General features: G+C 34.1%; 3 protein-coding genes. All 3 read left to right on the top strand.

The features are described 5' to 3' along the window. The first annotated feature begins 191 nt into the window (after nucleotides 1-191). Entirely contained in the window at nucleotides 192-641 is a 450-nt protein-coding gene (locus H4J57_RS19385; protein WP_182223140.1) for a DUF6174 domain-containing protein, read from the top strand. Nucleotides 642-773: 132 nt separating this feature from the next. Then, on the top strand, nucleotides 774-1,076 hold the full coding sequence (locus H4J57_RS19380; protein WP_182243973.1) for a hypothetical protein: 303 nt from the start codon (nucleotides 774-776) through the stop codon (nucleotides 1,074-1,076). A gap of 120 nt (nucleotides 1,077-1,196) precedes the next feature. After that, a complete protein-coding gene (locus H4J57_RS19375) occupies nucleotides 1,197-1,490 on the top strand; it encodes a hypothetical protein (protein ID WP_182243972.1) in 294 nt (97 codons plus the stop codon). Nucleotides 1,491-1,705 lie beyond the last annotated feature (215 nt).

Raw genomic sequence — 1,705 nt, 5'->3', positions numbered from 1 at the left:
GATGTTTGCCGTTCAATATTCGTAACCAACAGAGGCATATTCCACTTATCAAATATAGTAAACTAATCGATTGATAAATGGATTGGTCCAACTATAAGGCGTTCAAACGGACAAAAAACAGTTGGTTGTTTTCACTCCGTTCAACATTTTAACCAACAATTTTTTGCCGCTTAACGTGGCGTTAGAGTTTTATGCAAATATTCGATAGTCGCAATCCATATTCAGTCTTCTTTGTATTAGGAACGATAATAGTTTTTATATTTAGTTTTTGGGGTGTTGGTTATCAATCCGTAAGCTCTCAAACAAACGAAAAAATACAAAGACAATTAGATATTTGGCAACAAAATGAGCCTGAAAGGTATAGCTACGTTGCCCAAGAAGGTTGTATGTATGTAGCAGGTTCAAAAGTTCTTGTTGTAAATGACGTAGCACTTTTTGAAAAACTAAGTGAACACGAACACAATTTAGTAATAAATGATCTTTTTATAGCTGCAAATAAAGGGTTATTTGAAGCTGCAAGCATGGAAATTAAATATCACCCTAAATATGGATTTCCAGAAGTCATTGAAATTGATTGGAATAAAGACATAATGGATGATGAGTGCTTTTATGAAATTAGTGAATTCAAAGTCATCGAGTAAAAAACTCTAACAAGCCATTCAAGCAGGACAAATAACAGCTGGCTATTTGCTCTTTCGTCGCTTATTTTAGCCAACTATCATTTGCCTCTTAATGGGGCGTTAGGTTTAAAGCAAAGTATGAAGTCTTATAAATTGTCAGGGAAGCAATTATTCAGAATTTCTATTCAGGTTATTTTGATTGCTACCTTATGGATTATGCCAGAATTAATGAAACCGTATATTCTCGATAGTAAATCTCTTGATTCTAATATTTATCAAATTTTAACTTTTGTATATTGGGCTATTTTACTCATTGGTTTTACTTTATGGGAACGTAAATTTCCAAGTAAACCTTTTACCGATGATAGCAAAGTGGTCTTAATACCAATGTGGCGTAAAGTGTTGGTTATTTCGCTAATTCCACTGGCTTTATGTCTTGTAGTATACTTTCATTAGTTGGTAGTATTTTAAACCTAACAAGGCATTCAAACGGACAAAAAACAGTTGGCTGTTTTCACTCCGTTCAACATTTTAGCCAACAATTTTTTGCCGCTTAATGTGGCGTTATGTGTTTTTATGAATTGTATCAATTGTAAAGCTAGTTTTAATTTAGAGTTCGCATTATCGAATAGCGTATTTAGTTGGCCAGAGATGCAAACTATCTGGTATGTATGCCCAGACTGTAATAAAGGTAATCATATTAGATTCAATAGTAAGAAAGTTGAATTAATAAAAAGTGTCACAAATAATGGCACTTCATGGGAAACGGTTCATGATTATTTCGAATCAACTATAGATGTACGCATCGACTCAAAGTATTTGCACGTTTGGTACAATGGCAAGCATTTTGAAATCGAAAGTCAAGTGTAATCAACACATAACAAGACGTTCAAACGGACAAAAAACAGTTGGCTGTTTCACTCCGTTCACAATTTTAGCCAACAATTTTTTGCCGCTTAATGGGGCGTTATATGGCAAGGCTATGATTGAGTATATTCGAACAATTAGGCAGGAACGCAAATCGCTATCGAAAAATCTCAGGACTGTTACTGATATTTTAGGAGTCTCAAGCATTATTTGTGGTG

This window comes from Colwellia sp. BRX8-7, from assembly GCF_014077275.1.
Taxonomy (GTDB): Bacteria; Pseudomonadota; Gammaproteobacteria; order Enterobacterales; family Alteromonadaceae; genus Colwellia_A.
Note: the sequence above shows the minus strand (reverse complement) of the source record. Positions and strands in the feature narration are given on the sequence as shown.

Excerpts from the sequence above, each read along its gene's own strand:
- H4J57_RS19385 (WP_182223140.1), top strand. The coding sequence starts at position 192 with ATGCAAATATTCGATAGTCGCAATCCATATTCAGTCTTCTTTGTATTA.
- H4J57_RS19375 (WP_182243972.1), top strand. The coding sequence starts at position 1,197 with ATGAATTGTATCAATTGTAAAGCTAGTTTTAATTTAGAGTTCGCATTA.